The sequence below is a fragment of the Microbacterium azadirachtae genome (assembly GCF_000956545.1).
In the GTDB taxonomy this organism is placed as follows: domain Bacteria; phylum Actinomycetota; class Actinomycetes; order Actinomycetales; family Microbacteriaceae; genus Microbacterium; species Microbacterium azadirachtae.
On the sequence record NZ_JYIT01000063.1, the window covers coordinates 25,594 to 47,253 of the forward strand.

A 21,660-nucleotide genomic window follows, 5' to 3' on the forward strand; every position below is an offset into this window, starting at 1 on the left:
ACGTGCCGACGGCTGGCACATCTGTTTGAGCAGCCACTCCATCCGGAATGGGATGGAGTCATGAGCGATGCATTCCGCCTCGACCCGGCCACTCTGAACGGCGCCACCTCGGTATCGCCCGGCATCATGAACGACGAGGTCGACGGGATGCGGCTGGCCGACCTGCAGACGCATTTCGAGGTCGGCCAGTTCTACTTCCTCGAGGCCGAGTTCCTCGACGACGGCCGATTCGCGGACTGGCTCGAGATGCTCGCCGACGACCTGCACTACTGGGCGCCGGTCCGCTCCAATCGGCTGCGCCGCCAGCAGGCTCTCTCCGTGCACGCGCCCGGGGAGTCCGCGTTCTATGACGAGACGAAGGACTCGCTGGCCTGGCGCATCCGCCGCTATGACTCCGGCATGGCATGGGCGGAGGATCCGCCCAGCCGCACGCGCCACCTCATCTCGAACGTGTCCGTGCGTGAGCGCAGTGATGGCCTGTTGCAGGCCCGCAGCGCATTCATCGTCTACCGCAACCGGCTGCACACGGAGGTCGACATCTACGCCGGGGGCCGCAACGACGTGCTGCGACGAACCGGCGTCCACGGTTTCGAGCTCGTCAAGCGCACCATCCTCTTCGAGCAGAACGTGCTGCTCATGAAGAACATCTCCACTTTCTTCTGATCACCCCCGCAAACCAACCAAAAGCCGAACCCCCGCAGAGGAGACCTCCGTGACCGCCGCCGTGGACACCCGAATCATCGACACTCCCCTCGGCTCGATCGCCGTCAGCGTCGTCGGGCAGGGTACGCCTCTCGTGCTCATGCACGGCGGAGGCCCCGGCGCGAGCGCGCTGGCCAATTATCGCGACAATCTTGACGCGTTCGAGGGCTTCCAGGTGATCCTTCCCGACCAGCCCGGGTTCGGCGGCAGCTACCGTCCGACCGAGGCGGACCTGGAGGCCCGATCGATCACCGAGATCTCTGTCGACGCGACCTTTCACGTACTCGACGCTCTCGGTATCGACACGTTCTTCCTGCTCGGGAACTCGCTCGGCGGGGCGACCGCGCTCGGCATGGCCATCGCGCAGCCGACCCGCGTGACGAAGCTGGTGCTCATGGCACCGGGCGGTGGCTGGCTTCCGACGGGCCCCACCCCGACCGAGGGCCAGAAGGAGATGTTCCGCTACTACAACGGCGAAGGGCCGACGGTCGCGAAGATGAAGAACTTCGTCCGCGTCATGGTCGCGAATCCGAAGCTGTTCGACGACGCCAACATCCACGCCCGATACGAGGCATCCCTCGACGAGAGCCACATCGCGTTCTATCACCTGTACAACGCGGCCTTCGCGAGGCGGGGCGGCATGGACCCGCTGTGGAAGGATCTCGACCGGATCACGGCAGACACCCTCCTCGTGTGGGGTCGAGACGATCGTACGATCACGCTCGACGGGGCATCTCTCATGCTGAGGAACATCCGCCGAGTCCAGCTGCACGTCTTCGGTGGCTGCGGCCACTGGGTGCAGGTCGAGAAGAAGGCGAAGTTCGAGAAGCTGGTCACCGCCTTCCTCCAGGACACCGAATGAGCGACCCCGGAATCGGCTGGCTCGACGGAGACGTCGCCTTCATCACCGGCGCCGGCTCCGGGATCGGACAGGCCGTCGCGCTGCGCTTCCTCCAGGAGGGCGCGAAGGGCGTCGCGATCCTCGGTCGCGATCCCGGACGTCTCGAGAGCACGGTCACCGCCGCCGGGACGGGCGCGGACCGCCTGCTGCCGCTCGTCGGCGACGTCCGATCGAGCGCTGACCTGCAGGCCGCAGTGGATGCCACTATCGGCCGGTTCGGGAAGCTCGACGTCCTGGTACCGAATGCCGGCGTCTGGGATTTCAACAAGTCGATCAGTCGTACGACCCCCGACGAGATCGAGGCGATCTATGACGAGCTCTTCGACATCAACGTCAAGGGCTACCTGCTGACGGTATCGACCGCGTGGCGAGCGCTCGTCGAGTCGCACGGCAACATCGTGATGACGCTCTCGAACGCCGCCTTCTACGCGGCGGGCGGCGGCCCTGTCTACACCGCCGCCAAGCACGCCACCCGAGGTCTGGTCACCCAGCTCGCCTACGAGCTCGCCCCCAAGGTGCGTGTCAACGGCGTCGCCATCGGCGGACTGCGCACCGACCTGCGGGGGCCGGCGTCCACGGGGATGTCCGAGCGCTCGATCGAGCAGTCCTTCGCCAAGCACGACGACGGGCGCGGACCCAACCTGTGGCTTCCCCTGCATCACGCCAGCCCGGATCCCGTCGATTCCACGGGACCGTACGTGCTGCTGGCGTCCCGTCGCAACGCGAGCGTCATCACCGGCGCTGTCGTGAACGCCGACGGCGGCATCGGCGTTCGTGGATTCGCGAGCGCCGCGGGAGGCGATCAGCTGTGACCGCTCAGGTCCCGACCCACACGCTGCCCGACGGGCTCGAGATCGTCATCGATGTGACCGGACGGGACGGAGGCACTGCGCGGCTCGGCATCCGCCGCGCCCGTGCGGGCGAACTCGTCGATGCCTACCCCGCGGGAACCCACGATCGCGAGCTGCTGGTCGAGGGCTCCCCGGCGCCGTCTGCGGTCGCCGAGTTCGCCGCGCACGTGCTCGCCCAGGATGCTCGCTGTCGACGAATCGTCCTTCCTGTCCCCGAACGCGATCTGGATGCGATCGCATGGGCCGAGGACGCCGGCTTCCGGTATGTGGTCGACATCGAAACTCGCAGCGGCGGCTGGTCGCTGCTGGTGATCGAACCCGACTGGGTACTTGCCCAGCCGCATGTCCTCGAAGACATCCCCTTGAAGGAGTGATACCCATGGCGAAGACGAAGATCGCCATCATCGGTTCCGGCAACATCGGCACCGATCTGATGTTCAAAGTGATCCGGTTGTCGGACGTGCTCGAGATGGGCGTCATGGTCGGCATCGACCCGGCCTCCGATGGTCTGGCCCGCGCCGCCCGTCTCGGCTTCGAAACGACGAGCAACGGCGTCGACGGCCTGATCGCAAGCCCGCAGTTCAACGAGATCGGCGTCGTATTCGATGCGACCAGCGCGGGCGCACACCGCGCGAACGCCGAGAAGCTGCTTCCGTACGGCAAACGCCTCATCGACCTCACCCCCGCCGCGATCGGCCCCTACGTGGTACCGGCCGTGAACATGGAAGCGCATCTTGATGCCCCGGACATCAACATGGTGACGTGCGGCGGGCAGGCGACGATCCCGATCGTCGCCGCCATCAATGCGGTCGCGCCCGTGCACTACGGCGAGATCGTCGCGTCCATCGCCTCGCTCTCCGCAGGCCCCGGCACGCGCGCCAACATCGACGAATTCACCGAGACCACGTCTCAGGCGATCGAGAAGGTCGGGGGCGCCGCACGCGGCAAGGCGATCATCGTCCTCAACCCCGCAGAGCCGGCGATGATCATGCGCGACACGGTGCAGGTGCTCACCTCCCGTCTCGACGACGACGCTCAAGATCGGGTGCGGGATGCCGTGGCAGCACAGGCAGCGGCCGTCGCCGAGTACGTACCCGGCTATCGACTGAAGCAGGACGTGCAGTTCCTCGAACAGGGCAGCGAGGCCGACATCCTCGTCCCGACCGACCGCGTGCAGCCGCACGGATACACACGCGTAAGCGTCTTCCTCGAAGTCGAAGGCGCCGCCATGTACCTGCCGAGCTACGCCGGCAACCTCGACATCATGACCAGTGCCGCGCTGCGCACCGCCGAGCGGGTCGCGCTCAGCGCGCGCGAGAAGGAGGCCGTCGCATGACCAGCCCGAAGATCTACCTGCAGGACGTCACGCTCCGCGACGGCATGCACGCCATCCGTCACCGGATCGCGCCGGCGAAGGCGGCCGCGATCGCACGCGCGCTGGACGCCGCGGGTGTGGACGCCATCGAAGTGTCGCACGGTGACGGCCTCGCCGGCAGTTCGCTGATCTACGGCCCCGGCTCCCACACCGACTGGGAATGGATCGAGGCCGTCGCGGGCGCCGTCGAGAACGCCGTCCTGACCACCCTGCTGCTTCCCGGTATCGGTACGCTGCACGAGCTGCGGCGTGCGTTCGACCTGGGGGTGAGGTCTGTGCGCGTCGCGACGCACTGCACCGAGGCCGATGTCGCCGCCCAGCACATCTCCACAGCGCGTGAGTGGGGCATGGACGTGTCCGGGTTCCTCATGATGAGTCACCTCAACGATCCGGCATCGCTCGCCCAGCAGGCGAAGCTCATGGAGTCTTACGGCGCCAACTGCGTGTACGTCACCGACTCGGCCGGACGCCTCACGATGGACGGAGTCCGCGATCGCATCCGCGCGTATCGCGACGTGCTGGCAGCTGAGACCCAGATCGGGATCCACGCGCATCAGAACCTTTCGCTCGCCGTCGCGAACTCGGTCGTCGCCGTCGAGGAGGGTGCCTACCGCGTCGATGCTTCTCTGGCCGGGCACGGCGCGGGGGCGGGGAACACGCCGATCGAACCCTTCGTCGCCGTTGCGAAACTGCAGGGCTGGGAGGTCGCCGCAGATCTGTTCGCGCTGCAGGACGCGGCAGATGACCTGGTGCGCCCGCTGCACGACCGCCCCGTCCAAGTCGACCGCGAGACCCTGTCCGTCGGATACGCCGGCGCGTACTCGAGTTTCCTGCGGCACGCGGAGCGCGCGGCGGAGATCTACGGACTGGATGCGCGCGACATCCTTGTCGAGGTCGGCGAGCGCAAGCTCATCGGTGGGCAGGAGGACATGATCACCGACGTGGCGCTCGATCTCGTCGCGGCAAGAGGCTGACGGCTATGAACGCGTGGCCCGACGTCCGTCGTTTCGGGCGCGACAGTGAGCCACACGTCGACGCTGGAACTGAGATCGTCCGCTCACGCACCATGGCCCGGTGCTGATCGAGAGGGCCCGCCCGCGGTACAGGTCGAAGACACTTGACCACTTAGCGCAGTGCCGACGCGCCGATCACGACCTTATCGGAGAGCAAGTGTCGCGAATCCTTGCTGACCCAATGCGCTTCCGTTTCGCGAATGCGCCGGCGGTTTCCTCGCCGCGTCAGCACGAGCAGGACGGTGGCGAGGCGGCGTTTGCAGAGGACATCCCTGACAACGTGGCCCGCGACGATGAACACCCCGAACGCAGCCTCGCAGGCGATGATGACGGCGTAGATCACGGAACAACTCTTCTCGAAGCATCTGCTCAAATTGATACAGACGTCCCAAATCGGACAGATGCCGAAGGTCATTGATCATGCTGAGCGGGCGCACGAGGCGCTTCGGGTGCTGTCCGAGGGCGGCTTGGCCAGTCTGTCTGTGCGGAAGCTAGCGGACGAGACGGGCTTGGCGGTCGCTTCCTTTCCCCGCGCAGGCGTCTCTACGGACGTACTGGATGGAGCTGATCGCGCAGCGCGTTCAAGAACATCTGGACACAGTCGATCCGAGCCAGCCCACGCCTGCACTGGTCCGTGACCTGGCCTGCCAGCTGCTGCCCCTCGACGAGGAACGCCATGTCGAAATGGGGGCATTCCTCGCTCTCGGGAGCCTCGACGAGACAGACCCCGGACAGAAGGCTACTTACGTCTGTCGTCCACAACTCGTCCATCGCTCATCTCGCCGGCCATATACTGCCGACTCTGAACCTCCTAGACACGATGGACGTGATCCTGCGCGTCGCGGGACTCGCTGCGGCTCTTGACCGCGTACTTCAACTTCGGCACAACAAGTGGATCGACGGATAGCAACCCAGCAGCGCCCACGAACACAGTGCCCTTGGGACCAGCCGGAGCGCATAGCTGACAGGAATGAGGGGGAGCAGACGCGGCAGGTGGTCTGCGAGGGGAGTGAGCTCGTCATCTTGCGATGGCCCACAGGATGAAGACTCCGAAGCACATCCTCAACCAAGCTGTGCCGCGAGTACGATGCGCACGATGACGGGGACAGAGAGCATTGGAGAGCTGCACGGCGAGCATTGCGGCGTCAGCCAGCGACCACGGTGGAAGACGCTCGAGGGCACCCCGCTCTGGGGTCATACAGCAATCCGTCCTCGACCGCCCCTGATGGTTCGGATGCGTTGCGCGCGACGCGTCGAGATGGCGACCCCACTGTGTACACGCATCACGCCGAGACCGCCATCGCCGCGCGCGTTTCCATCTCGAGCTCGAGGCAGCTGTTCACTACCCCGGCATCAAGACTCGAGTCCGCGTGCTTCCTTGTCAGACGGACGGTGATGGCGTCGAGTTGGCCAATATCTCGGACGTGTGTTCCGCCGCAAGGGATATTCGTGCTCCCGGCTGGGAGTTCACATACCCACATCCGACGGGCGGAGAGAGCGTCGTCGGTTCGTTCGATTCGAACGGGACCACCGACTGAAATCCACTGCGCCAGAATGTCGTTCACGCGCACGGCGAGTCCAGCGGGATCGTTCAGTGCAGCAGCATTGAAGCCTTTTCGACGCAGCGACCTTCCAATCCTGTAGACATCGACGCTGGAAAGGGGCTGGATCCGGGACTGTTGGATAGCGAGGGCGTCGAACGCGGGGTTGCCGAGCGCGTCGGTCGGCGGGGTCTTGCTCCATGCGCCGGCCAAAGCTGAATCGAGTGCGAGCGCGGCGAGGTGGCATGCCGTGTGAGCTGCAGAAAGCGCCGCACGGCGCTCCACATCTACCGTGATCTGGACGCTCTCCCCAACTGCGGGACCCTCGCCCTCAATGATGTGGGCGACAACGAATATCCAGTCGGGCGCCCCCGTCCTAACAGGCAGATCCGTGCCGAGATAGAGGCGACCGTAGCTTCGTCGCGGCCAAGTGCATGCGCCCCGGATCGGCCGCTATAGATCTCGTCGGTCTCCGGCCGTAGTCGCAAGCACCGGTTCACGAGGGTGCGCCTGGTGAGGTTAACGAGCTCGTCCCGCAGCTGTGATGGTGCGCCAATCATCACGCCGAACATCGTGTTGAACGCCTGGCTGCGCGCCTTCACGGCGCTGGAACGGGTAACTCGGAGGGTGCGGATTACCTCGACAACGCCGGACATGCGCTTCGGGATCGCGGTCGAGGTCTCACCAAGAACTGCGCGGGCGATCTGCTCGGCGTCGAGCTGATCGGACTTGCCGTCCATCCGGCGCGCAAGCCGATTGAGCCGGCTGACCTCAACGACGCGTTCGCCGAGCACCCACCCGTCATAGTTCGCCATGAAGTGCGCGATGAGCGCCCGGTGCGTATCCGGGTTGTCCCAGTCGGAGGCAGCCTCGTGTTCCACCCCTGCGACTGCACGCCGCGGCTGTCGGCCGTCACCAGCTTTAGCAACACGGCCTAATCGCACCTCGCAGGATCGGTGCTTCCGCTGCCGATCGCTCTGGTGGCTACTCGAACAGTCATGGTCAGACATGTGCACTCTTCTCATCCGTTACGGATGAGGCGAACGACTGCCCGAGGGGAGGCACCGCTAGGTTTCCAACGTCGGATCTATGCCGTCTGGGGAGCGATCGCCACCAATGGAAGCGTTGAAACGCAGTCTCCGGCACGGTTGGGGCTACGAGGCCCGCCCGCAACAATATGAGTACGACGAAGTGGCCAGCACCGACTTCGGCTTCGCTCGGTTGTGGAGCGCGGGAATGAGCACCAGCCTCGTCAGCGACGAGAGCCTCGTACACGTCGCGGCAATCGTCGAGGGTGCCGCCGACCTAACCATGAACGGCAGAGACCTGCGCATCGAGGCCGGGCAAATGATCGTCCTGGACGGCGGCTCGTCTCTCCGTGCGGCCTCCATGCAACCGTGGGCACGCTATGGCTGGTTTTTCCGCAAGGGGATCCTGCGCGGGCGCGAGTATCGCCATCTATTCGACGAGCCGCGAACGGTCCCGCGATCCGCGTTGCTGGCGCTGACGTCCGTGTCGAATGCGTTGCTCCAGGGAGGCGGCGCATATGTGACGCCATCCATCCACACCCGCATCGCCATGGAGCATCTGGTGGCGGGCGCTGTCGGTGCTCCCTCGCCTCGACCGCAGGCCGACCCCGTGCATCGGGACGGTCTGTTTCTGGCGGCGCAGACGATCATCTCCGAGGGGTATGCAGATCCGGCGATGACGGTGGACAGCCTGTGCAGAGATCTTTCCGTGAGCCCGAGCTCCCTCCATCGCGCCTATCGGCCCATGGGGGTGACCCCGCGCAAGGAGATCGAACGTCACCGCGTGACGGACGCGGTGCGTCGACTTGCGGTACTCGAAGAAGACCAGGACGGGTCGATTGCGGAAATCGCTGCGCAAACTGGGTTCGCGTCCGTGATCACGATGCGTCGGTCACTGGTGAGAGCAGGGTCTTCTCTCCGCGGCCGATGAACGAGGGCTCCACGGCGCTGTCGATCAGTTTCTGTCACGCCGCACGCTTCGTGTCAGATTCGGTCACTCCGCTCATGGCCTCCGACAGTCTCATCTTGCCGGCTCGCACGTCTCCGAACGATTGAGCTGGCACCGCTGTCGGAACCAAGGAAAGGCAACCCGAACCGTGAGCAATACTCCTACCCACTCGACGAACGAAGCCGCCCAACCCACCGTGCAGAAGACCTTGGGCGTCTCCCGGCGCACGGTTGTCAAAGGCGCCGCGTGGAGCGTTCCCGTCATTGCCGCGGCCGTCGCCGCGCCGATCGCCGCCGCTTCGTTGGCGAGTTCGCTGAACTTCACGCTCCCCACGTACGCCGGCACCGCGTGCACCAGAATCTCCAACGTTCAGGCCGTGCTCACGAACACATCCGGCGCCCCGGATCCGGGCAAGGCGATCACTGTCACTCTCTCCAACGGATACACGTTCGAGGATGGGACGACCGTCTACACCGGCACCACCGACGCGAACGGCAAGATCACCCTTCCCTCCGTCCGCGTACCCGCCGCTGGAGGGAACACGTCGTTCCAAGCGACCTCCGGGACCCTGAACGTCACGGCCCCCGTCACCGCGCCCCCGGTCGGGGAGGCCAAGATCTACAGCCGCGCGACGGGCCAGATCTCCACGTTCACCAACGTCCCGGCAGGATCGACCTCACTGGGTGACACGTCTTTCCTCGCGCCGAACGGTGACCTCTACGTCGGAAACAAGCTGGTCGCTTCCGGGGTCAGCTCTGCCGGCACTCCCGTTCTCGATGTGAGCAACAACCAGTGGCAGGGCTTCGTGTCCTCGACAGGAGTTGCGTCGATCCACAGCCGCGCGACGGGCCAGATCTCCACGTTCACCAACGTCCCGGCAGGATCGACCTCACTGGGTGACACGTCTTTCCTCGCGCCGAATGGCGACCTCTACGTCGGAAACAAGCTGGTCGCTTCCGGGGTCAGCTCTGCCGGCACTCCCGTTCTCGATGTGAGCAACAACCAGTGGCAGGGCTTCGTGTCCTCGACAGGAGTTGCGTCGATCCACAGCCGCGCGACGGGCCAGATCTCCACGTTCACCAACGTCCCGGCAGGATCGACCTCACTGGGTGACACGTCTTTCCTCGCGCCGAACGGTGACCTCTACGTCGGAAACAAGCTGGCCGCCTCCGGGGTCAGCTCGGCCGGCCATCCTGGCCTCGACTCGAACAACAACCAGTGGCAGGGCTTCGTTGCCCCTCCGGCATGCACGTGGTGACGCTCACGGGCGTCCAATGAGTCACTAAGCGCAGCGAGGTTCTTCGGAGCATGTCGCACCCGTCGCACATGCCACCGAAGAACCTCGCGAGCGTGAGGGATATGGTCACGTACAGGCGGACACTAACGCGGTTTCTGTCGACGCGCAGGCGGCCAACTATCTGGGCGTCAGCCAGATGTGGCCAACGCTTGTTCGTGCCCATAGAACAACGCTAGATCGAATGTACTGGGTATCTGCATAGAGCGCGCGTCAATAGGGACGTCAGCGCGAACTCTAGGGCGTCGGTCTGGTTGCTGTCAGTGGTCACGCCTAGGGCGTGTCTGACAATGGGTCTCGGTCGTGGCTGAGACTCTGAATGTGTGTCGAGGTTCCAGGTGCTTTCGGATTCTCAGTGGTCGCTGATCGAGACAATGCTGCCGCGTCCGACGGGTCGGCCGGGACGCCGGTTCTCCGATGCGAGGTTGATGGTCGAAGCAATCGTCTACCGGTATCGGTGCCGTATCGCGTGGCGTGATCTGCCGGAGGTGTTCGGCCGATGGCAGACAGTGTGGACCTGGCATCACCGGCTGGCGACGGATGGCATTTGGGATCGGGTGTTGGCTAAGCTCACCGCCGCCGCGGACGCCGCGGGGCTGGTCGACTGGTCCCTGTCGGTGGACTCGACGATCCCGCGTGCGCACCAGCATGCGACGAACACGACCCGGCTCACAGGGGGCTGGATCGAATTACACGAATCCGCTCCTCGAGCCGCCTGACCACGGCATCGGCCGATCTCGGGGCGGCCTGTCGACGAAGATCCACCAGCTCGTCGACGGCAACGGACTCCCACTGGTCACGCTGATCACCCCAGGGCAGGCCGGAGATTCACCGATGTTCCTGCCGCTGATGGCGCAGTTGCGCGTCGGCCGGGAGAAAGGACGGCCCCGAACCCGGCCAGATGCGGTGCGCGGCGACAAGGCCTACTCGTCCCGCGCGATCCGCGGTCACCTGCGCTCTCGTGGGATCAAGGCCGTGATCCCCGAACCGGACGATCAGAAGGGCCACCGCAAGCGCCGCGGATCACGCGGCGGCCGACCCGTCGCTCTCGACGCCGCCGACTACCGCAACCGCAACGTGATCGAGCGCCGCTACTGCCACGTCAAACAATGGCGGGGGCTGGCAACCCGCTACGACAAGCACTCCATGATCTACCGCTCCGCGGTCGTCCTCAACGGCGTCATCGCCTGGACCTGTGTCCTATCAGGGTCCCCTAACTATTCAGTTCGGTAGCGGTCACTACGCCATCAAATACCTCAGCAAGCGCGTAAACCCCGTCATCAAGCACGCCGTAGGCAAGACGGATGACCGGGTGCAGAGCCTCATCTGCCCAATACGCACTCAAAGAAACCACTTCACACTTCGCAAACTCGTCCAGGTCCACGGCAACAGGCAATCGCGCGGCGACAAGCGAGTGAAGCAAATCAGGATCCATGTTCATAACATGCCCGAATGCGGACCGCACGACCGGCAGCCTGCTTTCAAGCGTCTCATCGCTCCAAATACTCTCCGTGATGAGGCCCGAAGCGAGCCTGTTCCCCCAGAGTGTTAGAAGGCACCGATAAAACATCGGCATATCGCGCCGGAACGTAAGATCGCCAGCATCAGTTGGAAAGGTAGCCATCAGGTGAGGACTCTAGGGCACCATCAGGCAACCCAGCTGGGAAGGCCACCTTTGTCAGACACGCCCTAGGGACGTCGTGGAAGAGCACATCTGGCGTCACGTCGACCCCCGCAAGCGCGGCCCGAAAGAGCTTCCCGGGATGGTCGACCTCAGCTGCGACGAGCACGGAAACACGCGGGTTCGGCTGCTGGACCTCGTGCCCGGCCGATCCGGGAAGGCCTACGCAACCTGACTCGCAGACCGCGGCGACGCGTTCCGCCAAGGCGTGAAGGTCGCCGCTCTGGACCCGTTCGCCGGATACAAGACCGCGATCGACGACAAGCTCCAGGACGCGGTGGCAGTCTTGGACGCATTTCATGTGGTCAAGCTCGGCACCGCCGCGGTCGACGAGGCCCGCCGCCGGGTCCAGCAAGACACCCTCGGGCATCGCGGCCGCAAGGGCGATCCGCTCTACGGAATCCAGACCATCCTCCGCGCCGGGGCCGAGAACCTCACCGACAAACAGCGGATCAGGCTCACCGCAGCGGTCGAAGCCGACCCCGCGCACGACGAGGTGTTCGTCGCGTGGCAGTGCGCGCAGCAACTGCGCTCCGCCTACCACCAGAAGGACCTCGCCGAGGGGCGGCGGATCGCGCAAAAGGTCGTCGACACGTTCCACACCTGCCCGATCCCCGAGATCGCCCGCTCGGCCGCACCCTCCGCCGCTGGCGGTCAGCGTTCCTCGCATACTTCACCACAGCCCGCGCGAACAACGGCGACACCGAAGCCATCAACGGAATCATCAAACTCCACCGCCGCCTCACCCGCGGCTACCGCAACCGCCACAACTACCGCCTCCGCATGCTCCTCGCCGCCGGCGGCCTCACCCGATGACCCCCACCCAATGTCCGAAGAGCCGGTTTCGCGCCTGCTCGGATGTGGTCGTGGACGTGCAAGAAGCTGTGACCGTTCGTGTGCGCCTCGACGCTGAATCACGGGGAGCGGTGTGCGACCCTGTAAACGACTTTGGTTCGCGCTACCGCATCGAAACGCGAGGTGCCGACTCCCAGGTTGGTAGTAAGTGGCAACTCAGGTACTGCGTTTCATAGGATTTGTCGGTCCCCTCTATCGCTCGATGGGACTGATTCTCCCCAGGACCTACGACATACGAAGCCGAGGCGCAGCGCGCATGCACTAGGTGTCGAGAATCATTTCCTACGTTCTGGTAGGCGAAACGCGCGCATCAGGATAGCGAGCGTCTGGCTTCGACGGCGCGTCTTGGCATCCGATGCGAAAATCGTTGCAACAGTGGCGACAAAGACCGTGAGAGCCATGCAGCCGGGCGCGATCAGACAAACGCTGACAAGTACGCCCGCGATAGTCATGCGGCCACCTTGTTGCCCAGTCGTGCACTCGCTCCCAGCGCTGGTGGTGCACGACGGCGGTCGTCATCAGGACAGAAAAGGTCTTCGACTACCCCAGCGAAAGGTCGTTCTATTTCTCGCCGCCTAGCAGCTTTCGTGCGGCCCGCTGCTTGAGGCGGCGGTCGACGATGAGGCCCATGACGATCCACCCGCCGAGAGCCGTGATGATCCAGATGATCAAGGGCGCCAGGATCCACGACGCGACGCCGTGGATCTGGATGCCGCCGGGGAACCACGTGGCGATCCAGACGGCGAGCAGGGTGGCGACGATTCCGACACCGCCGACGAGCGGTGCGGCGTAGCGCTGCGCGACGGACTGCACGAAGGGCCCGAGGATGATGTGCGCGAGGGTGAACACTCCGAGCGCGACGAAGAATCCGGAGAGGCTGAGGGCGACGTCCGGGAGCGTGAGATGGACGACGAGGAGTGCGATCGCGCCGAGCACGAGCTGCGAGAGGATCTGGAAGAGGAATCTGAGCATGGCTGCCTGCTTCTGGTCGGGGCGGGGCTACGCCCGGTCGGCGGCGCGGATCGCGTCACGGCGCGAGGCGACCCCGAGTTTGCGGTAGATCGCACGGATGTGGGTCTTCACCGTGGGGTAGGCGATGCCGAGTTCCGCCGCGATCTCGTCGGCGGTCATCGTGGTGCGCAGGCGCACGAGAACATCCCTCTCGCGCTCGGTGAGGATGCCGGTCACCGCGGTCGCGTGCTGTCCGCGCTTCGTGAGGATGGCGTGGAGGAACTGCTGATGCTCCGATCCCCAGTGCGCGTGCGCGCTGAGGAGGTCGGCGATGATCGGATCGTCGCCGAGGAACGGGGCCAGCACGCCTTCCGCGGCCGCGTTCTCGAGCGCGTGATCGAGCTGCTCGTGCGCGCGGTCGCCGTTGCCCGCCGCCGAATGCAGGGCGGCCGAGGTGACGAGGGTGCTGACGCGCGCGTAGCGGGGCATTCCGGCCGCGGCCGCGAGGCGGAACGCCTGACCGGACAGACCGGGTTCGCCCATGGTCCGGTAGAGCTCTGCGAGCAGCGCGTGCGCGACGGCGGCACCGGTACGGGTGAGAGTGGGCGCGGCAAGCGCCCTGGCCCGCTCATCCTGCCCCTGCGCGTGTGCGAGATGCGCCGAGACGGCCCGACGGAGCGTGTCCCAGGGGATCCCGTGCTTGTCGGACCTGCTGATGCCCTGAAGCAGCCCTGCCGCGGCGTAGTAGCGATCCTCTCGCTGCAGGGCGACGACGCTCATCACGTAGTAGAGACGGGCGAGGGCTTCGAAGTTGTTCCCCGGGCTGTCCTCGACGATCGCCGTTTCGAGAAGAGCGACGGCCTGGGCGAACTCTCCGCGCCAGTAGGCGATGCACCCTCGGTTCGCCTCGGGGAGTCCGCCTTCGAACAGGTCCCAGTCGGACGGCGTCGCCCTCGGCGGGAGCGTATCGAGAACCTGCTCGGCATCCGTGAACAGCCCGGCCTGGGTGAGCGCGAACGCGAGGTTGGACTGGGCGAGACGATACGTCTCCCGCCGGTCCTGAAGGCGCGCCTCGGCCGCTGCGGAGCGCAGGAGGGCGATCGCCCCCGGGAAGTTCCTGCGGAGCCGCACCTCGGTCCACCCGAGCAGGAACAGCGCCGAGGAATAGTCGTCGTCGGCTCCGCAGTGCGAGAGCGCCTCGTGCGCCCGGTCGGCGACCGCCGCCTTGGCCGCGGCGTCCGGCGCGAGGAGCAGATCGGTGAAGCAGGCGACGAAGTCGTCCTCGGCGACGCGGAGGCCCTGCCCGCGAAGATACTCGGCGCCGTAGGAGTCGCCGGCGAGGTCGCGGCAGCAGGCGCGGATCAGGAGGATGTGCGGGTCGTGCGGGTCGGGGGCGGCCGTGCAGAGCTGCTCGAGCTCGCTGGTGTGGGATTCGATGATGAGCCGCAGCCAGTTCCTGCGAAGGAGGACCCGCGCCTCCTCGGGGGCCGCAGCGGCCATCTCCCGGCGGACTTCGTCGATCATGCCTCCACGCTAGCGGATGAGGCGCAGGGCGGATGAGATCCCCCCTGCGCCTCATCCGTAGAGGATGAGACCCGATTCCGCGCCCGCTCCGGCGGGAAACACTGGCAGCGATGAACCGTCTGCTGCCCGGCCTGAGTCGCCGGAACCTGGGGCGTGAACTCCTCGCAGGGGTCACGCTCATCGCGATCGCGATCCCCCTCAACATCGGGTACGCGCAGATCGCCGGGCTCCCCGCGACGGCGGGACTGTACGCGCTCGTGCTTCCGACGATCGTGTGGGTCGTCCTGACCTCCTCCCGTCAGCTCGTCGCCTCCCCGGATGCCTCGTCCGCGGCGCTGGTGGCCGCCTCGATCGGCGGCCTGGCGGCGGCCGGTTCCCAGGGCTACCTGACGATGGCGCTCGCGCAGGCGGTCATCTGCGGAGTGCTGTTCGCCGCCATGGCGGTGTTCAAGCTGGGATTCCTCGCGAACTTCCTCTCCCGCCCGATCCTGATCGGGTTCATCGCCGGCCTCGCGCTCGACGTCCTCGTGTCTCAGGTGGCGAAGATGCTCGGTGTGCACATCGACTCGGGGAGCGGGTTCACCGAGAAGGTCGCCGAACTGGCCACCGGCCTCGGCCGGGTGAATCCGTGGTCGGTGCTGATCTCGGCCGCTGCGGTCGCGATCCTGCTCCTCGGACGGAGGCTCCTGCCGTCCCTGCCCTGGGCGCTGGTCGTGCTCGTGGTCGCGACACTGGCGGTCTCGCTCACGCACGCCGGTGACGCGGGCGTCGCGGTACTGGGCGAGGTGCCCGCCGGACCGCCGGTGCTGACATGGCCGGTGCTTGGCTGGCAGCAGTGGCTGGCCCTCGTGCCGTCCGCGATCGCCCTGACGGCCGTCGCGAGCGCGGAGGGACTCCTGGTCTCCCGCTCGTACGGCGAGAAGCGCCGCTATCCGACCCGCGCGAACCGCGACCTCCTCGCGTTCGGAGCGGCGAACCTGGCCGCCGGCGCCTCCGGCTCGTTCGCGGTCGGCGCTTCGACGAGCCGGACGGCGGCGATGGATCAGGCAGGGTCCCGGACCCAGCTGCCCTCGCTCGTCCTGGCCGTCGGCACGGTGCTGCTGCTGCTCTTCGGCACCGCGCTTCTCGCCGGGATCCCGTCGCCGGCGATCGGCGCGATCGTCGGCATCGCCGTGCTCCCTCTCCTCGGCTTCCGCGAGTTCCGAGAGCTGTGGCGCCTGTCCCGCACCGAGTTCTGGATCGGGATCGCCTGTCTCGCCGTGACTGTGCTGGTCGGCGCGATCGCGGGCATCGTGGTCGCGTTCGTGCTCGCGCTCATCAACCTGGCCCGTCGCGCCGCCGCCCCCTCCATCGACGTGCTCGCCGAGGACGACGACCCCGCGGCCTCGCTCGTCGAGGATGCGCCGGCCGGTGCGGTGACGGCCGACGGCGTGATCGTCGTGCGGATGGCCGCCCCGCTGTTCTTCGCCAACGGCACCGTGTTCGCGCAGGCGGTGCGGAGCGCCGTCGAAGCCGCCGGCAGCGCTCACGTCCGTCACCTCGTCATCGACATGGAGGCCATCACCGATGTCGACGTCACGGGTGCCCAGAGCTTCGACGGGCTCAGAAGCTGGCTCGACGACGCCCGTGTCGCCCTGGCCTTCAGCCGTGTCCGGGCCGGTGCCCGTCCTCGCCTCGCCCACTTCGGCATCATTCGCGACGACGATCCCGTGTACGTCACCAACCGTGCTGCCGTTGCGGCACTCTCACCGACGGAGCCCAGCGCCGCGGAAAGGAGCCGATGATGCTCGGCCAGGTCATCGGGGAGATCCTTCCCCTCACGCTCGCCATCGCGATCAGCCCGCTCACCATCGTCGCGGTCATCCTCATGCTGCTCTCACCGAACGCCCGCAGCACCGGCCCCGGCTTCCTGATCGGCTGGAGCGTCGGAGTCGCCGTCGCGGCAACGACCTTCGTGCTGATCGCGGGCGCACTGCCACCGCGCGCGAGTGCCGACGGACCCGACCTCATCCGAGCGATCGTGCAGTTCGTTCTCGCCGCGTTGCTGCTCCTGCTGGCCGTGAAGCAATGGCGAAGCCGACCGGCGCCGGGCGCTGATCCGGTTCTCCCGAAATGGATGTCGGCGATCGACTCGCTCACCTTCGGCCGGGCGCTCGGCCTCGGACTGCTGCTCTCGGTGCCACGACCGAAGAATCTGCTGATGGCGGCGAGCGCCGGAATGATCATCGGCGGGGCCGGACTTCCCCTGGCCTCCGCGGCCATCGCCACCGGCGTGTTCATCCTGTGCTCCATCTCCACGGTGCTCGTCCCCGTGGTGGCCTACCTCTTCGCGGCCGACCGCCTGCGCCGGCCGCTCGAGGCCTTCCACGAATGGCTCACTCGCGAGAACGCCGTGATCACCTCCGTGCTGCTTCTCGTCATCGGCGTTCTCATGCTCGGCAAGGGCCTCGGCTCCCTCTGACCCCACCGCAGGGTCCGCGCCCTGCAGGCCTCAACCACCTCCGAGAAACGGAAACAAGATATGAACTTCTGGGTAGATTTCTGGGCGATCCTGGGCTGGATGCTCTGGGCGGTCGTGTTCATCGGCTACCTCTTCGCACTGTTCGCGATCGTCGGCGACCTGTTCCGGGACCGAGAACTCAACGGATGGTGGAAGGCCGTCTGGATCGTCTTCCTGATCTTCCTGCCCTTCCTCACCGCCCTCGTGTACATCATCGCCCGGGGCGAGGGCATGGCCGAACGCAGCGACCGGGCCGCCCGCAACGCCGAGACGGCCGCACAGGCCTACATTCGCGACGTCACCGGGAAGAGCCCGAGCGAGGAGATCGCAGCAGCATCCGCGCTCCTCGAATCCGGATCCATCAGCCAGGAGGAGTTCGACCGGCTCAAAGCGAAGGCGCTGGCGTGACCGGCTCTGTCATCGAAACCCCGCCGTTCGGGCCGGTCGACCTCTATCTGCTGGGGCTCCCCGGTGAGCGCCCTGACCCGGCCGCGCTTTCGGCGCTGACCGAGCTCACAGGATCCGGCCTTCTGCGCCTGCTCGACCTGCTCCTCATCTCCCGCTCCGATGCCGGCGAGACGACGATCGTGGAAGCCGCGGAGATCCCGGGTGGGTTCGAGATCGGCGCCGCCGGCCTCGGGGCCGCGGGCCTCATCGGGAACGAGGACGTCGACGATCTGGCAGCCCTGATCCCCGAGGGCACGGCGGCACTCCTCGTCGCCGTCGAGCTCGTGTATCAGCGCGATCTCGCGGAGAAGACCGCGGCATCGGGCGCGGAGCTGCTCGCATACGAACGCATCCCGGCGCCGGTCGTGAACGCCCTTCTCGATTCGTTCGTCGCCGAGATGGAGAACTGAGATGCCGTTCATTCCGAGGATCGGCAGGCCGGGGCTGCTCGGGCTGGCCGCCCGCACCGCCGTCGTCGCCGGGACGGCGACAGCAGTCAGCGGCGGGATCATGGCCCACCAGCAGAAGAAGGCACGGACGCAGTACGAGGCGGCCCAGTACGAGAACGCCCGGTACGAAGCCGAGCGCCCCTCGGCGGGGGTCCCCGCGCCTCCGACTGCAGCCTCCGATGACCTGGTCGCCGAACTGCAGCGACTCGGCGACCTGAGAACGCAGGGGCTGCTGAGCGAGGCCGAGTTCGAAACCGCAAAAGCAAGGCTGCTGCGTTGAGCAGCACGGAGAACCGACGAAAGGAGACCGAGATGGCTGCCATCCCCGTCAACGTCCAGAACTTCAATCACGCCGAGACCGACCTCATGTTCTCGCGCCTCGCCGCACCTCACGGCGTCGGGACCTGGAACCACACCTATGAGGTGACTCCACTCGATGATCAGCCGGTGATCCGGCAGAACCGCGACACCCTGTACAGCATGACGATCCTCGACGTCAGGGAGGACGTCACGCTCACGCTCCCGGACACCGGGGACCGCTACATCTCGGCCTTCGTGATCAGCCAGGAACACTACGGACAGGCGATCCTGAGCGAGCCGGGCGACCATGTCCTCAGCCGGGACCTCGTCGGCACGGACTACGCCGGAGTGATCGTCCGCATCCTCGTCGATCCGACAGACGTCGACGACGTGACCGAGGTGAACCGGCTGCAGGACGCGCTCCGCCTTCACGGCGGTGGCTCGGGAACCTATCCGATGCCCGACTACGACGAGGCATCCCATACCGCGACCCGTCACGCGATCCTGGAACTCGCCCGCGGTGTGAGCAAGTATGACCACGCCTTCGGCACGCGGAACGAGGTCGACGCGATCCTGCACCTGCTCGGCACCGCCTCCGGTTGGGGCGGGCTCCCGGAGTACGAGGCGACCTATATCAGCGTCGATGAGAACCTCCCGGTCGACGAGTACCGGCTCAGGCTCAAGGACATCCCGGTGGACGCGTTCTGGTCGGTATCGCTGTACAACGCGGCGGGGTACTTCGAGGAGAACGCGCTCGGGGTGAACAGCATCAACAGCCTCACCGCCACCCCGGACGCCGACGGTGCCGTCACCATTCGTTTCGGCACCCAGCTGGACGGAGTGCCGAACGCACTCGCGATCATGCCCGGCTGGAACTACGTGCTGCGACTGTACCGCCCGCACCCCGTCGTGCTCGACGGATCCTGGACCGCACCTCGCCCCGAGGCGATCTGACGAACGGGCGGGGCACCGCCCCGCCCGTTCCCCCGCATACACGCATACGTCTCACCGGGATCTCTCCCGGCATCGCGACCAGGAGGAGCACGCATGGCGCAGCCCACCGCCGATCAGCTCGCTGCCGAGCTCGACGAACTCAAAGCGGTCAACGCCGAACTCGTACGAGCCCTCGAAGAGGAACGGGCCCCAGCCCGCGGTGGACGCGGAGACCGAGAGGTCCCGCGCAGGACACGCACCGGTGGATGGGGAAGGACGCTGCTCTCGGCGAGCCTGATCGTGATCGGGGCCCTCCTCGCCCCCGTCGCGGTCGTATCGACGTGGGCGCACCATCAGCTCACCGACACGGACTACTTCGTCAGCACGTTCGCGCCTCTCGCTCATGAGCCCGCGGTGCAGGATCTCGTGGCGGATGAAGCCGTCACTGCGATCGAGTCGCACATCGACATCGACCGGATCGCCGACGACCTCTTCGCGGGACTCGGCAACCTCGACCTCACTCCACGGGCCCGGGGAGCCCTGCAACTGCTCCAGGCTCCCGTGGTCTCCGGCCTCAAAGACCTGATCCGCAAGACGATCGACGGCTTCGTCCGCTCCGATGCCTTCGCAGCGATCTGGAAGGACGCTCTCGAGGTCACGCATCGCCAGCTCCTCAGCACCGCCAGCGGGCAGCAAGGAGCAGCGATCACGATCGGCCAGAACCAGCGGATCCAGCTCGAACTCGGCCCGATCATCGACGCCGTCAAGGAAGAACTCGTCAAGGACGGGGTTCCGCTCGCCGACCGCATTCCCGCGATCTCCCGGTCGATCGTGCTCGCCGAGGACACCTCGATCGGCATCTACCTCACGATCTATCAGATCGTGATCGCGATCGGCATCTGGCTCCCCTGGGCCATGCTGATCATGCTCGCCGCAGGGGTGCTCGTGGCGCGCAGGCGCGCGCTCGCTCTCGCCGGGGCATCAGGAGCCGTGCTCCTGCTCATGCTGCTGGCCGGCAACGGCATCAGCATCGGAACGAATCTCTTCGCGCTGGCGGTCGCGGCATCCATCCCGCACGACGCCGCCGTCGTCCTCTACACCGGAGTCCTCCAGTACGTGACGGACATGCTCATCGCGCTCGGCTCCGTCGCCGCCGCCACGCTCGCGATCACGCTGGTCGCGGGACCATGGCCGTGGGCCAGAAGGCTGCGCGGGCACGTGCTCGCCGCGATAGCCGCGATCCGGCGCCGGGCCGAACAACACGGCATCACCACAGGAACCGTCGGGGAACGCCTGTACAGGTGGCGAGGTCGGCTCCGGCTCGCCATCGGCACCGCATGCGCGGCATCCATTCTCCTCATCCGACCGATCACACCCGGAATCGCCCTATGGACCGCAGTACTCGGCATGGGCGCCGTGATCGTCCTCGAGCTGCTCTCCCGGCCGACCACTCGCGCGACGGCCATCGATACCATCACCGAACGCCCCGAAGCCAAGGAGACCCGCACATGAACACCTCGCACACGCGCACCGTGCCGATCGCGACAGCCCCGAATCTCCGCGACCTGGGTGGGCTGCCGAGCACAGCCGGTGAGGTGAGGCGGGGACTGGTGTATCGCTCAGCCGCCCTTTCCTCCTTGACGGGTGCCGACCAGCAGCGATTCGTCGAGCTCGGGATCCGCACGGTGTACGACCTGCGCACAGCGGAGGAGGCCACCGCATCCCGCGACCGCCTCCCCGAAGGGGTCGACAGGGTGAGCCTCGATGTGCTCGCGGACAGCACCACGAGCGTCGCAGCGAGCCTCGGGCAACTCGCCTCCGACCCTCATGCCTTCGCCGCCTCGCTCGCCGGCGGGCGGGCCCAGCAGCTATTCGAAGAGACGTACCGCGACTTCGTCAGGCTCCCCTCCGCGCTCCGCGCCTACCGCGCGTTCTACGCGAGCCTCCTCGACGAGGACCGGCACGGAGCCGCGCTGTTCCACTGCACCACCGGCAAGGATCGGACCGGCTGGGCCGCCGCGACGCTCCTCACCCTGCTGGGCGTCAGCGAGAGCGACGTGTACGAGGACTACCTGCAGACCAATACCGACCTGCTCCCCGCCCTCGAACCTGTGCTTCGACGTGCAGAAACACAGGGGGTCGACCGTGAACTCCTGCTTCCCGTGCTCGGCGTCCGGGAGAGCTACCTCGCCGCCGCGTTCACGCAGATGCGGAACCAGTTCGGCAGCATCCAGGGGTACGCACGCGAGGGGCTCGGGCTGAGCGCCGACGACGAGCAGCGACTTCGGGAGCTGTTCCTCTGACCCGAGCGGATCGCGACCCAGCCAGATCCCTAAATCAGAAGACATCTATCTCAACGTCGATGG

Annotated in this window: 24 protein-coding genes and 1 pseudogene; 18 read left to right on the forward strand and 7 right to left on the reverse strand. The window is 66.4% G+C overall.

Annotated elements, in window-relative coordinates:
- Nucleotides 1-60 precede the first annotated feature (60 nt).
- Genes RL72_RS04750 through dmpG form a run of 6 tightly spaced genes read left to right on the forward strand, consistent with a single transcriptional unit; the run spans nt 61 to nt 4,803 of the window.
- The gene (locus RL72_RS04750) at nt 61-663 is read left to right on the forward strand and encodes an aromatic-ring-hydroxylating dioxygenase subunit beta (protein ID WP_248700375.1); all 603 of its coding nucleotides are present in this window, start codon (nt 61-63) and stop codon (nt 661-663) included.
- Nucleotides 664-712: 49 nt separating this feature from the next.
- Nucleotides 713-1,564 carry an alpha/beta fold hydrolase gene (locus RL72_RS04755; protein ID WP_045249673.1) on the forward strand — a complete coding sequence of 284 codons (852 nt, stop codon included), beginning with the start codon at nt 713-715 and terminating at the stop codon, nt 1,562-1,564.
- Complete coding sequence (locus RL72_RS04760) at nt 1,561-2,415, forward strand: SDR family NAD(P)-dependent oxidoreductase (RefSeq protein WP_045249674.1); 855 nt, start codon at nt 1,561-1,563, stop codon at nt 2,413-2,415. The genes RL72_RS04755 and RL72_RS04760 overlap by 4 nt, the downstream gene beginning before the upstream one ends.
- On the forward strand, nt 2,412-2,828 hold the full coding sequence (locus RL72_RS04765; protein ID WP_052674188.1) for a hypothetical protein: 417 nt from the start codon (nt 2,412-2,414) through the stop codon (nt 2,826-2,828). The genes RL72_RS04760 and RL72_RS04765 overlap by 4 nt, the downstream gene beginning before the upstream one ends.
- Nucleotides 2,829-2,833: 5 nt before the next feature.
- Nucleotides 2,834-3,790, forward strand: a complete 957-nt coding sequence (locus tag RL72_RS04770) for an acetaldehyde dehydrogenase (acetylating) (RefSeq protein ID WP_045249675.1) — start codon at nt 2,834-2,836, stop codon at nt 3,788-3,790.
- Nucleotides 3,787-4,803, forward strand: coding sequence for a 4-hydroxy-2-oxovalerate aldolase (dmpG, locus tag RL72_RS04775; protein ID WP_045249676.1), 1,017 nt, complete (start codon nt 3,787-3,789; stop codon nt 4,801-4,803). Before RL72_RS04770 ends, dmpG begins: the two co-directional genes overlap by 4 nt.
- Before the next feature lie 151 nt (nt 4,804-4,954).
- Here dmpG and RL72_RS04780 read toward each other — a convergent pair whose 3' ends face one another.
- The 3 genes from RL72_RS04780 to RL72_RS20210 all read right to left on the reverse strand — a co-directional run bounded on the left by RL72_RS04780 (nt 4,955) and on the right by RL72_RS20210 (nt 7,264).
- A complete protein-coding gene (locus tag RL72_RS04780; protein WP_156156698.1) occupies nt 4,955-5,185 on the reverse strand; it encodes a hypothetical protein in 231 nt (76 codons plus the stop codon).
- 940 nt (nt 5,186-6,125) lie between these two features.
- Entirely contained in the window at nt 6,126-6,668 is a 543-nt protein-coding gene (locus tag RL72_RS19700; protein ID WP_156156699.1) for a hypothetical protein, read from the reverse strand.
- A 2-nt stretch (nt 6,669-6,670) separates the two neighbouring features.
- Entirely contained in the window at nt 6,671-7,264 is a 594-nt protein-coding gene (locus RL72_RS20210; protein ID WP_052674189.1) for a hypothetical protein, read from the reverse strand.
- Nucleotides 7,265-7,619: 355 nt separating this feature from the next.
- Between RL72_RS20210 and RL72_RS04795 the strand changes: the two genes are divergently transcribed.
- The 3 genes from RL72_RS04795 (at nt 7,620) to RL72_RS19375 (ending at nt 10,887) form a co-directional block, all read left to right on the forward strand.
- Nucleotides 7,620-8,342, forward strand: coding sequence for a helix-turn-helix domain-containing protein (locus tag RL72_RS04795; protein ID WP_211256025.1), 723 nt, complete (start codon nt 7,620-7,622; stop codon nt 8,340-8,342).
- A 121-nt stretch (nt 8,343-8,463) separates the two neighbouring features.
- Nucleotides 8,464-9,618: a hypothetical protein gene (locus tag RL72_RS04800; protein WP_156156700.1), complete on the forward strand. Its 1,155-nt coding sequence runs from the start codon at nt 8,464-8,466 to the stop codon at nt 9,616-9,618.
- 359 nt (nt 9,619-9,977) lie between these two features.
- Nucleotides 9,978-10,887 (forward strand): IS5 family transposase gene (locus tag RL72_RS19375; protein WP_211256026.1). Its coding sequence is split into 2 segments (ribosomal slippage): nt 9,978-10,328 and nt 10,330-10,887, totalling 909 coding nucleotides; the frame shifts between segments, so codons are not numbered across the junction.
- Here RL72_RS19375 and RL72_RS19705 read toward each other — a convergent pair.
- On the reverse strand, nt 10,868-11,278 hold the full coding sequence (locus tag RL72_RS19705) for a hypothetical protein (RefSeq protein ID WP_156156701.1): 411 nt from the start codon (nt 11,276-11,278) through the stop codon (nt 10,868-10,870). The two genes, RL72_RS19375 and RL72_RS19705, sit on opposite strands and share 20 nt — an antisense overlap.
- Before the next feature lie 76 nt (nt 11,279-11,354).
- Between RL72_RS19705 and RL72_RS19380 the strand changes: the two are divergent.
- Nucleotides 11,355-12,151, forward strand: a pseudogene (locus tag RL72_RS19380) (ISL3 family transposase); the annotation flags it as partial.
- A gap of 314 nt (nt 12,152-12,465) precedes the next feature.
- Here the strand turns inward: RL72_RS19380 and RL72_RS19710 are convergent.
- From RL72_RS19710 to RL72_RS04825, 3 genes are all read right to left on the reverse strand, one after another.
- Nucleotides 12,466-12,642, reverse strand: coding sequence for a hypothetical protein (locus RL72_RS19710; RefSeq protein ID WP_156156702.1), 177 nt, complete (start codon nt 12,640-12,642; stop codon nt 12,466-12,468).
- Between the two features lie 109 nt (nt 12,643-12,751).
- On the reverse strand, nt 12,752-13,162 hold the full coding sequence (locus tag RL72_RS04820) for a phage holin family protein (protein WP_045249684.1): 411 nt from the start codon (nt 13,160-13,162) through the stop codon (nt 12,752-12,754).
- A 27-nt stretch (nt 13,163-13,189) separates the two neighbouring features.
- The gene (locus RL72_RS04825) at nt 13,190-14,665 is read right to left on the reverse strand and encodes a helix-turn-helix transcriptional regulator (protein ID WP_045249685.1); all 1,476 of its coding nucleotides are present in this window, start codon (nt 14,663-14,665) and stop codon (nt 13,190-13,192) included.
- A gap of 110 nt (nt 14,666-14,775) precedes the next feature.
- Between RL72_RS04825 and RL72_RS04830 the strand changes: the two genes are divergently transcribed.
- The 8 genes from RL72_RS04830 (at nt 14,776) to RL72_RS04865 (ending at nt 21,597) form a co-directional block, all read left to right on the forward strand.
- On the forward strand, nt 14,776-16,449 hold the full coding sequence (locus RL72_RS04830; RefSeq protein WP_045249686.1) for a SulP family inorganic anion transporter: 1,674 nt from the start codon (nt 14,776-14,778) through the stop codon (nt 16,447-16,449).
- A complete protein-coding gene (locus tag RL72_RS04835) occupies nt 16,446-17,126 on the forward strand; it encodes a GAP family protein (RefSeq protein WP_045249687.1) in 681 nt (226 codons plus the stop codon). The genes RL72_RS04830 and RL72_RS04835 overlap by 4 nt, the downstream gene beginning before the upstream one ends.
- Nucleotides 17,127-17,186: 60 nt before the next feature.
- Complete coding sequence (locus tag RL72_RS04840) at nt 17,187-17,573, forward strand: SHOCT domain-containing protein (RefSeq protein WP_045249688.1); 387 nt, start codon at nt 17,187-17,189, stop codon at nt 17,571-17,573.
- Nucleotides 17,570-18,022 (forward strand): DUF6325 family protein, encoded by a 453-nt coding sequence (locus tag RL72_RS04845; RefSeq protein WP_211256027.1) that lies wholly within the window; start codon nt 17,570-17,572, stop codon nt 18,020-18,022. Before RL72_RS04840 ends, RL72_RS04845 begins: the two co-directional genes overlap by 4 nt.
- Nucleotide 18,023: 1 nt before the next feature.
- Nucleotides 18,024-18,341: an SHOCT domain-containing protein gene (locus RL72_RS04850; RefSeq protein WP_045249689.1), complete on the forward strand. Its 318-nt coding sequence runs from the start codon at nt 18,024-18,026 to the stop codon at nt 18,339-18,341.
- A 32-nt stretch (nt 18,342-18,373) separates the two neighbouring features.
- On the forward strand, nt 18,374-19,315 hold the full coding sequence (locus RL72_RS04855) for a DUF1214 domain-containing protein (protein WP_045249690.1): 942 nt from the start codon (nt 18,374-18,376) through the stop codon (nt 19,313-19,315).
- Nucleotides 19,316-19,408: 93 nt separating this feature from the next.
- Nucleotides 19,409-20,806 carry a hypothetical protein gene (locus tag RL72_RS04860; protein WP_052674191.1) on the forward strand — a complete coding sequence of 466 codons (1,398 nt, stop codon included), beginning with the start codon at nt 19,409-19,411 and terminating at the stop codon, nt 20,804-20,806.
- Nucleotides 20,803-21,597, forward strand: coding sequence for a tyrosine-protein phosphatase (locus RL72_RS04865; RefSeq protein WP_045249691.1), 795 nt, complete (start codon nt 20,803-20,805; stop codon nt 21,595-21,597). The genes RL72_RS04860 and RL72_RS04865 overlap by 4 nt, the downstream gene beginning before the upstream one ends.
- Nucleotides 21,598-21,660 lie beyond the last annotated feature (63 nt).

Excerpts from the sequence above, each read along its gene's own strand:
- RL72_RS04750 (WP_248700375.1), top strand. The coding sequence starts at position 61 with ATGAGCGATGCATTCCGCCTCGACCCGGCCACTCTGAACGGCGCCACC.
- RL72_RS04760 (WP_045249674.1), top strand. The coding sequence starts at position 1,561 with ATGAGCGACCCCGGAATCGGCTGGCTCGACGGAGACGTCGCCTTCATC.
- RL72_RS04770 (WP_045249675.1), top strand. The coding sequence starts at position 2,834 with ATGGCGAAGACGAAGATCGCCATCATCGGTTCCGGCAACATCGGCACC.
- dmpG (WP_045249676.1), top strand. The coding sequence starts at position 3,787 with ATGACCAGCCCGAAGATCTACCTGCAGGACGTCACGCTCCGCGACGGC.
- RL72_RS04795 (WP_211256025.1), top strand. The coding sequence starts at position 7,620 with ATGAGCACCAGCCTCGTCAGCGACGAGAGCCTCGTACACGTCGCGGCA.
- RL72_RS19705 (WP_156156701.1), bottom strand. The coding sequence starts at position 11,278 with ATGGCTACCTTTCCAACTGATGCTGGCGATCTTACGTTCCGGCGCGAT.
- RL72_RS19710 (WP_156156702.1), bottom strand. The coding sequence starts at position 12,642 with ATGACTATCGCGGGCGTACTTGTCAGCGTTTGTCTGATCGCGCCCGGC.
- RL72_RS04820 (WP_045249684.1), bottom strand. The coding sequence starts at position 13,162 with ATGCTCAGATTCCTCTTCCAGATCCTCTCGCAGCTCGTGCTCGGCGCG.
- RL72_RS04825 (WP_045249685.1), bottom strand. The coding sequence starts at position 14,665 with ATGATCGACGAAGTCCGCCGGGAGATGGCCGCTGCGGCCCCCGAGGAG.
- RL72_RS04830 (WP_045249686.1), top strand. The coding sequence starts at position 14,776 with ATGAACCGTCTGCTGCCCGGCCTGAGTCGCCGGAACCTGGGGCGTGAA.
- RL72_RS04835 (WP_045249687.1), top strand. The coding sequence starts at position 16,446 with ATGATGCTCGGCCAGGTCATCGGGGAGATCCTTCCCCTCACGCTCGCC.
- RL72_RS04840 (WP_045249688.1), top strand. The coding sequence starts at position 17,187 with ATGAACTTCTGGGTAGATTTCTGGGCGATCCTGGGCTGGATGCTCTGG.
- RL72_RS04850 (WP_045249689.1), top strand. The coding sequence starts at position 18,024 with ATGCCGTTCATTCCGAGGATCGGCAGGCCGGGGCTGCTCGGGCTGGCC.
- RL72_RS04855 (WP_045249690.1), top strand. The coding sequence starts at position 18,374 with ATGGCTGCCATCCCCGTCAACGTCCAGAACTTCAATCACGCCGAGACC.
- RL72_RS04860 (WP_052674191.1), top strand. The coding sequence starts at position 19,409 with ATGGCGCAGCCCACCGCCGATCAGCTCGCTGCCGAGCTCGACGAACTC.
- RL72_RS04865 (WP_045249691.1), top strand. The coding sequence starts at position 20,803 with ATGAACACCTCGCACACGCGCACCGTGCCGATCGCGACAGCCCCGAAT.